Source organism: Cupriavidus sp. OTU4054 (assembly GCF_038440175.1).
Taxonomy (GTDB): Bacteria; Pseudomonadota; Gammaproteobacteria; order Burkholderiales; family Burkholderiaceae; genus Cupriavidus; species Cupriavidus pauculus_D.
In genome coordinates this window covers 182,135-195,605 of the sequence record NZ_JASATF010000012.1, presented here as the reverse complement: position 1 = coordinate 195,605, position 13,471 = coordinate 182,135, and the positions used below count along the sequence as shown (strand labels likewise).

The following is a 13,471-nucleotide window of genomic DNA, read 5'->3' as shown; positions in this document are numbered from 1 at the left end:
CTAATTTTGCCCCGGGTTCCAGCGCCCCGGGCCGTCGACACCCCGGCCGCCACCAGGCCGCGCGCCGCGTGGGCGGCGCGCGTACGCATGGGGGCACGGTGGCGAGTACGAGTGGAAATAGCGGTGACAGGCACGATAGTGGCGGACATGAGATGGCGGTGGAATGACAAGCGATAAGGGTGTTCAGTTGAGCGTAAGACCGGCCGACGCGATGACGGCGGCATAGCGCGGCAAATCGCGCGTCAGCGTCGCATCGAGCTCGCGCGGGTTCGATGCGACGACGTTGAAGCCGGCCTCTTCGAGCTGTGCATGGGTGGCGGGCTCGGCCAGCACGGCCGCGGCGTCGCGATAGATGCGTTCCACCACATCGGCGGGCGTGGCCGCGGGGGCGAGCAGCCCCTGCCAGCTCTCGACGGCAAAGTCCTTCACGCCGGCCTCCGCCATGGTCGGCACCTGTGGCAATGCTTTCGAGCGATAGGGCGTCGTCACGGCCAGCGCCGTGAGCTTGCCCGTGCGCACGTAGTCGGTGACGGCCGCGAGTGTGATCAGCGTGGCATCGATATGTCCGCCAAGCAGGTCGAGCGTCGCGGGACCGCCGCCGGGATAGGGAATGTAGTTGACGCGCACGTCGAGCTGCCGCGCGAGCATCTCGTGCGCAACGTGCGCAATCCCGCCATTGCCGGGTAGTCCAAGTGCGAGTTCGCCGGGCTTGCGACGCGTGTACGCGACGTAGTCCTGAAACGTGCGCACACCGAGATCGGGCCTCACGACGAGGATCTGCGGACTCACCACCGCCTTGATCACGCCGCGAAACGCGTGGTTCGTATCGTACGGCAGGCGCTTGAACAGCGAAGCGTTCAGCGTCACGCCCTCTCCACCGAGAAGAAGTGTGCGGCCATCGGGGGCCGCGCGCGCGACCTGTGCCGCACCGATCGTGCCGCTGCCGCCGGCAACGTTCTCGACAATCACGGTCTGGTGCCAGCGCTCCGCGAGCTTCACCGCGAGAATGCGCGCAAGCTTGTCGGCACTGCCGCCAGCGGAAACCGGCACCACGATGCGCACAGGCCTGGCATTGGCACCGAAAGCGGCATCGCTCGCGCCGGCGGTCTGCGCGGCGCACGGCAACGTGGCGGCCAGTACCGCGAGGGCGGCAATCGTACGAAGAGCGGTCAGCAGGGCGCGGCGCGGCATGGTCGGTTCGAAGCAGTTGGCACGGGATGTGGAACCAACTAGCTTAGTGAGCGACCTGCCGGATCAGAACGAATCGTTTCGCGCATCCATATGCGCGAAACTGTCGCGCGAAAAACGTCGCGCGTCTCCTACGATGCCGCGGCGTGCGCGGGCAGCCGGAACGTCGCGAGCTCCTGCGCGTCCAGTTGCGCGATCAGGCCAGTCTCCCATGCCAGATAGGCACGTGCCGCATCCTTGTTGCCGTCGTGACGGTCATGCACGAAGAACAGATAGTCGATGCAGTGCGCATCGGGCAGCGACTGCGCGCCTGCGTGCAGGGGCTGCCCGGCTTCCGCCCATGCGCCCACGCCGCCCGCCAGCACGCGCACGTCCCGATAGCCGAGCGTATCGAGGTCACCGATCGCCAGCCTGGCGGCGGCCGCGCTCTTGCGGTCGTCGATGACGACGATGGACACCTGCTTCGCCACGCCGGCGAGATCGTCCGACAGACGTGGACGAATCGACCACGCGCTGCCCGGGATATGACCCGCGCGGAAGGCCATGCTTTCTCGCAGATCGATCACGTGCGCGGCCCCCGCGGCCAGGCTGCCCTGCAGTTCGGACGCCGAGATGGAACGCGCATCGTGCGGCGTCGCAAGCGGCCCCGATCGCGCGGACAGATGCGCCGCGCGCCCGGCCTCGAGGCCGCCCTGCAGCACGACGGCGTCGTGGCCCATCTGCCGCAGCCAGTGAGCGATGATCGGCGCACGGACCCCATCGGCATCGAAGACGATCAGCCGCGCGCGTCGCACGCCGACGTACTGGTCGGTCGCCTGGACGAGCTGGCCGCCGGGCGCATGCTGCGCGCCAGCAATCGTGCCGGCCGCATACTCCTGCCCGGTACGGATATCGCAGAGAAAAGTGGTCCGGCTGGCATCGGCCAGCCACGCCGCCGCCTCGCCAGCGCCGATATGCGGCACCGCGAAGCGCGACGAAAGCGCCTGCGCGCCCGAGCGCGCGCGCCGCACCGATTGGGGCGACAGCGTTTCCGGATAACGCGCGGTGCCGCCATGCTCGAGCACATGGTCGTTCAGATACCAGCCCTGCGTGCCGTTCTCGAGCGCGTAGACGGGATTCTCCACGCCCGCGTCGATCAGCGACTGCGCACCGATGATGCTGCGCGTGCGCCCCGCGCAGTTGATGACCACCGGCGTTTCCGTATCGGGCACGATGTCACGGATCCGGTAGGCAAGCTCGCCATTCGGACAACAAATGGCACCGGGAATGTTCATCTTGCTGAATTCGCTGACCGGGCGGCCGTCGAGCACGACTGGCGCGCGAGCGCTGCCCTGCGTCGCGGCCGATCCGGCCGCCAGTCCGGCCGCCAACCCGGCCGCCAATTGGTCAGCGGTGATGCGCGGCGTCTGGAAATGATGCTCGACGAGTTCGCCAAAGACTTTCGACGGCACGTTGACGCCCTTGAAGAGGGCAAATCCGGCGGCCTGCCACGCGGGCGTGCCGCCGGCGAGGACGAACACGTCCGTATAGCCGAGCGCCGCCAGCGCGCGCGCCGCGGCGCCGGCCACACCGTCGCCGTCATCGACGAGCACGACGCGCACGTCCGTACGCGGGGCAAGACGGCCGACATCGGCCTCGAGCCGGCTGAACGGCAGCGGCACCGCGAACAGCGGATGGCCTTCGCCATACTGCCCGTGCTCGCGCACATCGAACAGCGCGATCTCCTGATCGTCGTGGACCCACGATTTGAGCGTTGCCGCGTCGATCGCGCGGATGGAAGCATTCGGCATATCGGAGGAAGTGGAAGGCTCGTCGAAGAGGCGGACCATTCTAGGCACGTCACGGATGGCCGCAAAGCTGCGAATTGTCATGCGGTTATGCGCGAACCATATAAGGCCCGGCCTCCGCGCTGCGGCTTCGTGTCGCATTTTCCACATGTCCGTGCATTCATACAATGCGGGCTCCTTTCCCCTGCCTCGCCGCGCCCGCCTGTGCCTCGCCTGCCGATGACTCACCTCCGAAAGCCCGCCATCGCATCCGCCGTCGCGATGTGGTGCCTGCCTGCCCTGGCACAGGAATCCCGACCAGCGGAAGACCGCGCGCTCGCGCCGGTGACCGTGCGCGCGGACGCCGCGCAGACCGTGCTGCAGGAGCGCCCCGCGGTGGGCTCCAGTCTCGGGCTGACGCCGATGGAAACGCCGGCCAGTGTGGAGGTGATCACGCGCGAGCAGATCGAGGAGCGTGGCGATGCATCGATCGTCGATGCGGTGAGCCGCGCGGCGGGAATCTCGAGCCTCGGGCATCCGGGCAATGGCGGCGCCTCGCTGTCGTCGCGCGGCTTTACCGATGCGGCGTCGGTCATGCGGCTCTACGACGGCGTGCGCCAGTACGGCGGCATCGGCGTGACGTTCCCGTTCGATACGTGGTCCGTCGAGCGGATCGAGGTACTGCGCGGGCCGGCATCGGTCATCTACGGCGAAGGCGCGATCGGCGGTGTCGTCAATATCGTGCCGAAGCAGCCCACGCGCGGCCCCGTCGAGAACGAGGTGCAGGCCACGGTCGGCAGCAACGACACGCAGCGCCTCGCCTTCGGCAGCGGCGGCGCGATCGGCGAGACGTGGTCGTATCGGCTCGACGTCAGCGGTAACCGCTCCGACGGATGGGTGGACTTCGGCAGCTCGCGCGATCTGTCGCTGTCGGGCGCGCTGCGATGGGATCCGACGTCGGACCTGAGCGTGAAGCTCAGCTATGCGAAGGGATGGCAGGAGCCCGAACGATATTTCGGGGTGCCGCTCGTGAACGGCGCGCAGGATCCGGGCCTGCGCCGCAAGAACTACAACGTGGCCGACAGCCAGATCAAGTACGACGACGCATGGACCGAACTCGCGGCCAAATGGACGCCCAATGCGAACGTCACCGTGCAGTCGCGGCTCTACTACATCGACAGCAAGCGCCACTGGCGCAATGCGGAGTACTACGACTATCTGCCCGCGAGCGGGCTGATCGGCCGCTCGGACTACGTCGAGATCCTGCATGACCAGTGGCAGGTCGGCAATACCTCCAGCATCGTGCTCCGGCACGCGCCGTTCGGCATGAGGAACAGTGTCTCCTTTGGGTACGACGTCAATCGCGCCGCGTTCCGTCACACGAACAACTCGCCGTACTCGGGCAGCTCGACGGTGGACCCTTACGTGTTCGATCGCGGCACCTTCATCAACGTGGCCGGCACGAGCCCGCGCTACGACAACGACGCCACGCAGTACGCGTTCTTCGCGGAAGACCGGCTAGAGATCACGCCGCGCTGGTCGGTGCTCGCGGGGCTGCGCTACGACCATGCCGATATCAGCCGCCACGACCTCGTCACGAACCGGCAGGCCTACGACAAGAGCTTCTCGCACGTGGGCTGGCGCGCGGGCACGGTCTACAACCTCACCGAGAACCTTGCCGTCTACGCGCAGTATTCGGAGGCCGCGGATCCGGTCAGCGCGCTGTTGATGCTGTCGCCGGCCAACAGCAACTTCAGCCTTTCCACGGGTCATCAGGTGGAAGCCGGCGTCAAGCAGAACTTCCTCGACAACAAGGGCGAATGGACGCTGGCCGCGTATCGCATCGTCAAGAAGAACCTCGTCACGCGCGACGTCATCGATCCCTCGCTCAGCGTACAGGTCGGAGAGCAATCCACAAAGGGACTGGAAGCGACGGTCGGCCTCGAGTTCCTGCCCGGCTGGCGCCTCGACGCGAACGCCGCCGTGTTGCAGGCTCGCTATGACGACTTCACCGAATCGGTCGGCGGCGCCGCCGTGTCGCGCGCGGGCAATGTCCCGACGGATGTCCCCGAACGGCTCGCCAACGTCTGGCTGACATGGCGCTTCCTGCCGGGATGGACCGTCGGCTCCGGCATCCGCTACGTCGGCCGCCGCTTTGCCGACCGCGCGAACACGCTCGAGATGCCCGCGTACACGACGACCGACGCGTTGCTGCAATGGCGCCCGCGCCGCGATATCACGCTGTCACTGCGCGGCTACAACATCTTCGACCGCCAGTACGTGACCACCGCCTACTACAACCCCACGCAATGGCTGCAGGGCACGGGCCGCCGCGTGGAGTTCACGGTGAACTATCGCTTCTGACTTCGGGTGGGCCTGCTTGTATGCGCCCCGGTGCTCCGGCTAGCATTGCCCCAATTCCATCGCCCAAGAGAAAAGGAGTCGCCGTGCTGCAACCCGAAGCCGCGCTGCTGAGAGCGCTGTTGCCGTTCCCGCTACTGATCCGCGCGTTGCGCGACGCGTTTGCCGCCGGCGCCACGGTTCCGCTGCGGCATACGCATAACATCGGCGAAGCCGGCCAGCCCGGTGCCGGTATCTCGCTGCTGATGCCCGCCTGGGACGATGTCGGCTTCTATGGCGTCAAGATCGTCAATATCTACGAGGGCAATGCCGCGCATGGCCTGCCGGGCCTGCACTCGACCTACATGCTGTACGACGCGCGGACGGGCGCGCCGCTGGCCATGTTCGACGGCAACGAGATCACGTCCCGCCGCACCGCCGCGGCGGCCGCGCTGGCGGCCGACTATCTGGCGCGCCCCGACGCGCGTTCGCTGCTGGTGGTCGGCGCGGGCCGCGTCGGCAGCCTGGTGGCACCGGCCATGGCCAGTATCCGTCAGCTCGACCGCATTGCCATCTGGGATATCGATGCCGGCGGCGCGGCCCGCTGCGCCCAGGCGCTGCGCGATCAGGGCCTGCCGGCCAGCCCGGCGGAAGATCTCGAGACCGCGGTGCGCGCCGCCGATATCGTCAGTTGCGCGACGCTGGCCACGACACCGCTGATTCGCGCGGAATGGCTCGCGGCGGGCAGTCATCTGGATCTGATCGGCAGCTTTACGCCGCGCATGACCGAAGCCGAGCCCGCGTGCTTTGCCAATGCATCGGTCTGGGTCGATACCGACGAAGCGCCGGCCAAGTCCGGAGATCTGATCAACGCGGTCGCCGCGGGCTGCCTGACAGCGGACGCGATACGGGGCGATCTGACCGGGCTTGCGCGCGGCACCTGCGCGGGCCGACAGTCGGCCGGCGAACGTACGGTCTTCAAGGCGGTCGGCACGGCGCTGGAAGACCTGGCCAGCGCGCGCCTCGCCTACCAGCAGCTCGCCGCGGCGCGCGACTGACGCGCCCGTGACACGCCCCTGACGTGCGCCTATGCCGTGGCCTGCTCCACGCCCGCGACCTCCAGCCGGTTGCCGCCCAGCGACTTGGCGCGATAGAGCGCCCGGTCCGCCGCGGCCAATGCGGCCGTGAGGCCGGGCGCATCGTCGTCGAACTGCGCAAGGCCGATGCTGACCGTGGCCGGCACGCCGACGCTGTCGATGCGATTCGGAATCGCGTCGGCGAAAGCCCGCGCGATGGCCTGTCCCAGTGCCGGCGCGCGGCGCGCGTCGTCGCCGGTCAGCAGTGCCGCGAATTCCTCGCCGCCGATGCGCGCGAGCAGCACGTCCGCCCCCAGCACGCCGCGCGCGATTTCCGCGAACGACTTCAGCACGGTATCGCCGGTCTGGTGGCCGTGCACATCGTTGATGGCCTTGAACTGGTCGAGGTCGAACGCGAGCACGGCCACGGGGCCACGGCCCCGTTCGGCATCGAGCACCCGCTCGCCCTGCTCGAAGAACCAGCGGCGATTGCCCAGGCGCGTGAGGTAGTCGGTCTGCGATTCCAGCAGCAATTGCCCATGCATCTCTTCACGTATGAGCTTCAGTAGCGTCATCGGCAATACCACCGAGAACAGCACGCCCTCGTACATCGTGATCTTGCTGGCCATCGACTGCGCCGCGGGGCCGTAGGCGCTCACCACCCACGGCAGGATGACCGTGCGCGCGACATAGAACAGCGAATGGATACCGGTGACCGCCGCCACGATACGCCGCGAGTGCAGCGTCTTCATCTCGTCGCAGCGCAGCATCTCCCACGCCGTCATGCCGCTGATCAGCGCAATGGGGAACGCGCTCACATAGGCCCAGACCACATCCTGATAGCGCACGCCGCCGATCAGCCATATCAGCGCCATGACAACGAGGATGACCGCCGCGCGCCCGCGCACGCTCGCGCCGCGCAAGGAGGCAACGCCACCGAGAATCAGCAGATAGCCGCACAGCATGATCAGGTTGCTGATCATGGCGCCGCTGATGCCGGGCAGTTTCTTGCGGACGAGCACCATCACGCAGCCGGTCGCAAGGGTCGCGAAGCCGGCCGACAGGATCCGCAGCGAGCGGCTGCGCCTGGGGTTGGTCCGGTGCTCCCAGAAAATCATGGCGGCACTGGCCAGCAGCGTCCCGATTGCCAGGAGATAAAGAGTGAGGAGATCGACGTACATCGCGAATGTAAAGACATTGCGCCGGTCTGCGGAGTCCCCCGCTGCGGCCAGCCGAATTCTACGTTGGAATGCTGGTCCTGCGACGCGCCGAATCGTTCACTTTTCAGGGTTTTCCGCAAGGCGACCCCTCACTTCCGTCCTCACTGCTGTCCTGACTTCTGTCCCCGCATCGGCCGAACCGCTGGCCTACAACCGGTCACGCAGAAACGCCGCCACGCGATCGAGCGCATCGCGCGCGCTGGCAAGCTCCCTCACGTTGAACTGAAACACGTGATGCATGCCCTCCCAGATCTCGAGCGTCACGGCGTTGCCCTGCTCGCTCGCGCGCCGCGCATAGCGGATGGCATCGTCGCGCAGCAATTCTTCGGTGCCCACCTGAATGTAGAGCGGCGGCATGCCCGGCGGAATGCCGAACAGCGGCGAGGCCATCGGGTGCGCGGGGGGCGCGCTGCCCAGATACTTGCCGGCGCTGTCCGCGAGATAGTCGCGGGTGAGCAGCACGTCGTGAATCTCCGGATCGGTCATGCTCGCGCCGGAGAGCGACAGGTCCGCCCAGGGCGAGAACATCGCGCCCGCGCGCAGCGCTGGCAGATCGGATGCTTCCGTTGCCGCGGCGTGCACCAGCGACGCCATGAGCGATAGCGACAATCCGCCACCGGCCGAGTCGCCGACGACGGCCAGTTGCCTGACGCCCTTGCGGGCGAGCCACCGCACGGCGGCAAAGGCGACGTCGTGCGCGACGGGCAGCGACTGCTCGGGCGCGAGCGGGTAGTCGAGCACGAACATCGCGCGGCCGGTGCGCGCCACGATCTGGCTCGCAAAGTGCCGGTACGCGGTGGCGGAGCCGAGCACGTAGCCGCCACCGTGGAGATAAAGCATGGCACGGTCGGGGGAGCCCGCGAAGCCGGCCGGCAGCAGCCACCATCCGCGCACGTCCCCCTCATCGACCCCCTCATCGACCCCCTCATCGACCACCTCATCGACCCCCTCATCGACCACCACAGCGGTCACGCCCGTCGCGGGCGGCGTGGCCGCGACAAAGCAGTCGTAGGTGGTACGCAAATCGTCGCTGGCATGCTCGGCCCAGTAGCGCGCGAACGATTCCAGCAGCGCGGGTTTCGCGGCCGCATCCTCCGCGCGCAGCGGCATCACATATGTCGTCGTGGATGTCATGAACGGCTCCAGTCGGTCACGCGCGCGGCAATATGCTCGGCCGCCATGATCGTCGTGAGCTTGGTCGCGACCGAAGGAATCTCGGGCAGGATCGAGGCATCGATCACGTGAAGTCCTCCGATGCCACGCACGGCGCCGAGCGTGTCGACTACCGCCGAGGCATCGCCGTCCGCGCCCATCGGCACGGTGGATGTCGCATGCTGATAGGTGTCGAGCGCCGCAACGACGGCTGCTTCGAGTTCCGCATCGGTCTGCACGTGGCGGCCCGGTTCCATCTCGTGCGCGACGAGATCCGCGAACGGTGCGGTCGCGCCGATCTGCCGAGACAATCGTACGCCTTCGAGCAGGCGACGGCGATCTCGCGCGGTGGAGAGGAAGTTGAAATCGATGCGCGGCGCAACGCGCGGATCCGCACTCGCGAGCCGCACCGTGCCGACGGATTCGGGCAGCGTCAGCGCCGTCGCCAGCACGATCGCACCACCGGTCGGGCTCGCCGCGGGGTCCCAGATATGCGTGGCCGAGACATGCAGGTCCAGCTCGCCTGGCGCCGCCTCGTGCGAACGCGTCCACAGGATCGCGCCGGCCGCCGGTGTCATCGCATTGAACTCGCGCCGCAATGCGTAGACGTTGTAGTAGAACGGATGATCCATCAGGCGACGGCCCACCGGCAAGTCGGCGATCGGTGCGATGCCAAGCGCGCGCAACTCGTCGGCGGGACCGATGCCCGAACGCATCAGTATCGCGGGGCTGCCATAGGCGCCGGCCGACAGGATCACCGCGCCGGCCGCGATCAGCGTGCCATCGACGAGCCGCACGCCATACGCGCGTCCGCCCTCCACCATCACGCGATCGACTTCGGCGTCCGGCTGAATCTCGAGGTTCGCGCGGCGGCGCACTTCGGCCGTGAGGTACGCGATACCCGTGTTCTGCCGCACGCCATCGACCACATTGAGCGGATAGGGACCGACGCCATGCTGCGTCTCGGCGTTGAAATCGGCGATACGTTCGAAACCGAGCGCGGCGGTCGCATCGACAAACCCGCGCAGCGACGGCGTCAACGCCTTCGACGTCATCTGCCGGACCTGCAGCGGACCTTCGCGTCCATGCCATGCCTCGTCGCCGTAGGGCGCGGACTCGAGCTTGCGAAAACTCTGCAGGACTTCGGCGGCGGACCAGCCCGTGATGCCTCGCTGCGCCCAGCGATCGAAGTCGGCCGGCCGCGCGCGCATCGCCACTGCGGCGTTCACCGCGGAACTGCCGCCGAGCACACGGCCTCGGCGCGCATGGATCGCGTGCCCGATGCCGCCCGCCTCCGACTTGTACCCCCAGTCGTGCGCCGCGTCGCCGCCGACCCGATCGGCCAGCGCGAGCGCGTCGGGATAGCCGGACGGCCGATACGCGGGCCCCGCTTCGAGCAACAGCACGCGCCGCTGCGAGGATTCGCTGAGCCGGCGCGCGAGCACCGCGCCCGCGCTGCCGCCGCCCACGATGACGATGTCGTATTCCATGATCTCTCTCCCGATCGAGGCCGGCGCTCAGCCGCGCGAGTAATACTGCTTGAGGCCGAACACGAGGCCGGCGAACGGCATCCCGAGCGCGGCATAGACGGCCTGCGCTTCCGGCGCGGCGTTATCGGCCAGGATCTCGACCGCCACGTTCGAATAGCAGACCGGCACCACGCCCGCCTGCTGCATGCGCGCCACGCCCATCTGCACCTGCGTCTTCGAGAAGCCGCCGGAGGCATCGATCACGGCAAAGCTGTCGTAGCCGGCATCGAGCGCCGACATCGCGGGGAAGGCCAGGCACACATCGGTGGAAATGCCCGTGACGATCAGCTTCTTGCGGCCGGTCGCCTCGACCGCGGCGACGACGCGCGGTTCGTCCCAGGCATTCACGGTCGTGCGCTCGATCACGGGCACGCCGGGCAGCGCCTCGCTCAGTTCCGGGATCATCGGACCCCAGAGGTTCTCCGTGGTCGTGGTCACGATGACGGGCACACCAAGGGCGACCGCGGCCCTGGCAAGGCCGACCACGTTGTGCTTCAACTCGAGCGTGTCGATATCGCGGACACCGGTGTAGAGGCCGATCTGGTGGTCCACCAGCAGCAGCACGGCGTTGTCACGGGTCAGGCGGTTGTTGTGGGCGTTCATGGTTCTCTCCGTTGGGTTGGCACCGCATCCGGGTTCGGTCGCGGCTTGAGAACCACTTTACAAATGGGACGATGGGAAAACAGCGGGTCAAAACAGGAACCATCGTCCCATTAATGAGACGATGGACCTCAAAATAAAAAGTGGTGGTTACTGCACCAGCAACGGCACTTCGTTGGCCAGGTATTCGCCGAACGCCCGCACGGAGGGCAGCAGCCCACGCCGCGAGGGCATCAGCAGCGTCAGCGTGGCGACCCCCGCGATCCACTGCGGCAGCACGCGCACGAGCCTGCCCGACGCCATTTCCGCGCGTCCCACATAGCCGGGCAGCGCCACGATGCCCACGCCTTCGCACGCGGCGGCCTTGAGCGTGGCCATGTCGTCGCTGACGAGGCTCGGTGTGTACGTCACCGTATGGATCTGGTCCGCGTGGCGGACGTCGCGCAAATTCCACGCATAGCTATCCTGCGGCGCCCCGAGTGCGATCGCGTCGTGATCGGCCAGTTCGTCCGGCGAGCCGGGGGTGCCCCTGCGTTTGAGATAAGCGGGGCTCGCAAACAGCGTCCACGGAATCTGCGCGAGCGGGCGCTGGACCAGCGACGAATCGGGCAGCGGCGCCATATGCGCGCGCAGCCCCATGTCGAAGCCCTCGTGCACGAGGTCGACATGCCGGTTTGTCGCATGCTCGACGATGCGCACGCGCGGGTGCGCGGCCATAAAGCGCGGGATCAGCGTCGCGAGCACGAGCTGCGCCACGGCGACCGAACAGGTGAAGCGGATCGTGCCGCTCGGCTCGGCCGTGCGCGTGCGCACGACGTTCTCCGCGGCTTCCGCCTCGACCAGCATCGCCAGCGCGTGGCGATGAAACTCGGTGCCGATCTCGGTAATCACGAACCGGCGCGATGTCCGCTGGATCAGGCGCGCGCCAAGCGCGGCCTCGAGCGCGAGAATGCGGCGGCTGATGCTGGACTTGGGTACGTCGAGCACGCGGGCGGCGGCCGTAATACCCTGGTGCTCGACCACCTTCGCAAAGTAGAAGACGTCGTTGAGATCGATCATTGTGGCGGGGGCGTTCCTGGCAATGTGACTTGCGCAATGCTACGCCATGATCATGGCCCGAACTTACCGCGTGCGCGGGCGTCCTACCTGTTTGTCCTTACGTTGGCACACCATGCGAATCCTCACCGCCATTCTTGCGATTGCCGCCGCGCTCGGCGCCTTCACGGGTTGCGCCTCGCGCCCCAGCGACGGCCAGTCGGGCATCAGCGTCTATGGCGTGGTCGACGAGGGCGTCAGCCTGACTCGCGATCGATAGCCATCCGGATCGATCGCCACCCACCTAGGCCTTCTCGGGCAGCGTCCCCACATAGCGCCCGCGCGGACGGATGACCTGCGCGATGCCGAGCTGCTCGATGCTGTGCGCCAGCAAGCCGATGCTGCGCGCGGTGGCGAACAGGCCGAAGGCCGCGTCGTCGGGCAAGCCATGGTGCATCACGAGCGCGGCCAGCGCGACGTCGATATTCGGCTGCAAACCCGTGAGCTGCGTCGCCTTGTCGATAAAGCGCGCGATGACCTCGGGCGGCTCGAACAGGGCCAGCAGCGCCGCCGCGCGCGGATCGCCATCGGGATAGAGATGGTGGCCGAAGCCCGCGAACGGCTGCCCCGTCGACAGATGGTGGGCAATCACCTGATCCTCGCCGCGCCGCTCCACGTCACCGAACAACGCCCGCACGCGGCCCGAGGCATCGCCATGCAGTGGCCCGGACAACGTGGTCAGCCCCGACAGCAGGCAGGCCGGCAGCGATGCGCCGTTCGACGCGGCAATCCGCGCGGCGAACGCAGAGCTCGTCAGTTCGTGATCGACGAGCAGCACCATCGCCGTCCGCAATAGCTCGGCCACCTTCGCCGGCTGCTTCCATCCCTGCGCGAAGCGCAGATGCAGCGGCTGCTGGCCCGGCTGCGCACCGAATGCATTGGCCAGTTGCCCGACGAGGCTTTGCCCCTCGCCATGGAGCACGCGCGTCGTGCGGCCATGCGTCGAGTGCCCCGTCGCGGCCAGCGTGGCCAGCGACGTGAAGGCCGCCACGCGGCCCGGCCTGGCGACCCGCACCGTCGAGGACAGATCGACGGGAGACTGCGCGTTCCACAGCCATTGCGCCGCTTCCTCGAGCGTGGCGGACGCGGCCATCGTCACGGCATCCCGACCGCGGTAGTAGAGCCGTTCGCGCACGAACGTCGAGATCGATGTCGGAATGCTCGGCTCCGCGCCGAACAGCGTATTGGTGGCAAGGGTCTCGTGCTTGCGCCCCGCCTGCTTGCGCCGCGCGAGCGTCGCCACGTCCTCGGCGCGGTAGAGGCTGCGCCGCGTATCGGCCGGGTCGGAGGTGACCTCGAGCTTGCCGCGGCTCACATACGCGTAGACCGTCTGCGGCCGCACGCCCAGACGCTCGCACGCCTCGTCCATCGTGATCCAGGTACCCACCGGTCGTACTCCTGTCGCTGTCGCTTGGTTTTATATGTTGATTTTATAGATCAATATTGCCTTGCCAATCAAGTATTACATACCATGGCAGTCAACCTTCAACGCGACACGGCCCGAG

11 protein-coding genes are annotated in these 13,471 nt (G+C 67.5%); 3 read left to right on the top strand and 8 right to left on the bottom strand.

The genetic code is table 11. From position 1 onward, the window contains the following. Positions 1-183: 183 nt before the first annotated feature. Positions 184-1,191 (bottom strand): tripartite tricarboxylate transporter substrate binding protein, encoded by a 1,008-nt coding sequence (locus AAHB16_RS16380; protein WP_342051472.1) that lies wholly within the window; start codon positions 1,189-1,191, stop codon positions 184-186. Positions 1,192-1,319: 128 nt separating this feature from the next. Beyond that, positions 1,320-3,017: a rhodanese-like domain-containing protein gene (locus AAHB16_RS16375; RefSeq protein ID WP_446718102.1), complete on the bottom strand. Its 1,698-nt coding sequence runs from the start codon at positions 3,015-3,017 to the stop codon at positions 1,320-1,322. 177 nt (positions 3,018-3,194) lie between these two features. Between AAHB16_RS16375 and AAHB16_RS16370 the strand changes: the two genes are divergently transcribed. Together AAHB16_RS16370 and AAHB16_RS16365 are read left to right on the top strand one after the other, a co-directional pair. Beyond that, the gene (locus AAHB16_RS16370; RefSeq protein WP_342051471.1) at positions 3,195-5,318 is read left to right on the top strand and encodes a TonB-dependent receptor; all 2,124 of its coding nucleotides are present in this window, start codon (positions 3,195-3,197) and stop codon (positions 5,316-5,318) included. Between the two features lie 83 nt (positions 5,319-5,401). Beyond that, complete coding sequence (locus AAHB16_RS16365; protein ID WP_342051470.1) at positions 5,402-6,352, top strand: ornithine cyclodeaminase family protein; 951 nt, start codon at positions 5,402-5,404, stop codon at positions 6,350-6,352. 29 nt (positions 6,353-6,381) lie between these two features. On the opposite strand, the gene AAHB16_RS16360 is transcribed toward AAHB16_RS16365, so the two are convergent. The 5 genes from AAHB16_RS16360 to AAHB16_RS16340 all read right to left on the bottom strand — a co-directional run bounded on the left by AAHB16_RS16360 (position 6,382) and on the right by AAHB16_RS16340 (position 11,930). Continuing rightward, positions 6,382-7,551, bottom strand: a complete 1,170-nt coding sequence (locus AAHB16_RS16360) for a GGDEF domain-containing protein (RefSeq protein WP_342051469.1) — start codon at positions 7,549-7,551, stop codon at positions 6,382-6,384. Between the two features lie 186 nt (positions 7,552-7,737). Further along, positions 7,738-8,724 (bottom strand): alpha/beta hydrolase, encoded by a 987-nt coding sequence (locus AAHB16_RS16355; RefSeq protein WP_342051468.1) that lies wholly within the window; start codon positions 8,722-8,724, stop codon positions 7,738-7,740. Next, the gene (locus tag AAHB16_RS16350; RefSeq protein ID WP_342051467.1) at positions 8,721-10,232 is read right to left on the bottom strand and encodes a GMC family oxidoreductase; all 1,512 of its coding nucleotides are present in this window, start codon (positions 10,230-10,232) and stop codon (positions 8,721-8,723) included. The genes AAHB16_RS16355 and AAHB16_RS16350 overlap by 4 nt, the downstream gene beginning before the upstream one ends. 27 nt (positions 10,233-10,259) lie before the next feature. After that, on the bottom strand, positions 10,260-10,874 hold the full coding sequence (locus tag AAHB16_RS16345; RefSeq protein WP_342051466.1) for an isochorismatase family protein: 615 nt from the start codon (positions 10,872-10,874) through the stop codon (positions 10,260-10,262). A 147-nt stretch (positions 10,875-11,021) separates the two neighbouring features. Beyond that, positions 11,022-11,930: a LysR substrate-binding domain-containing protein gene (locus AAHB16_RS16340; RefSeq protein WP_150375364.1), complete on the bottom strand. Its 909-nt coding sequence runs from the start codon at positions 11,928-11,930 to the stop codon at positions 11,022-11,024. Between the two features lie 112 nt (positions 11,931-12,042). On the opposite strand from AAHB16_RS16340, the gene AAHB16_RS16335 reads away from it, so the two are divergent. Further along, positions 12,043-12,186, top strand: a complete 144-nt coding sequence (locus tag AAHB16_RS16335) for a hypothetical protein (protein ID WP_191002404.1) — start codon at positions 12,043-12,045, stop codon at positions 12,184-12,186. A gap of 24 nt (positions 12,187-12,210) precedes the next feature. On the opposite strand, the gene AAHB16_RS16330 is transcribed toward AAHB16_RS16335, so the two are convergent. After that, positions 12,211-13,335 carry a citrate synthase family protein gene (locus AAHB16_RS16330; RefSeq protein WP_342051477.1) on the bottom strand — a complete coding sequence of 375 codons (1,125 nt, stop codon included), beginning with the start codon at positions 13,333-13,335 and terminating at the stop codon, positions 12,211-12,213. Positions 13,336-13,471: the final 136 nt, after the last annotated feature.